At 42.1% G+C, this 399-nt stretch carries 1 pseudogene; it reads right to left on the bottom strand.

Annotated elements, in window-relative coordinates:
- Positions 1-399, bottom strand: a pseudogene (locus HC176_RS17145) (hypothetical protein); the annotation flags it as partial.

Genomic DNA, 399 nt, shown 5'->3' with positions numbered 1-399 from the left:
CAGATTCACTGCTTAAGTTTCCAAACCTTTGTCCAAATTGCTCAGTGTAGACATTTGCAGGCAATTCAAGGGGCATCATCCATCTACCATCACCATATGCGAATACTGCTGTTTCCATTACAGTTGATACCGTAGCAGTTTCATCAATAACGTACTCACCATTTGTAAGGATTACAGATTCAATAACCGGATTCACAGAACCACTGTAGGCAGCATAAGTAACATCATATTGTGCACCTTCGGTGGCAGAAGGGAATCTATCCATTAGCACCACATTGATTGCCTCAAGAAGCATTTCCTCACTCCAGTAATTACCACTTGTAGATCTTACGTCAAAGCTATTAAACTGGGCTGCATTACCGGTAGGACCAGGATAATCATCACCCAACTCTGTTCCTA

It is taken from the genome of Tamlana crocina, assembly GCF_012037625.1.
This window is presented reverse-complemented; position numbering and strand designations above follow the sequence as displayed.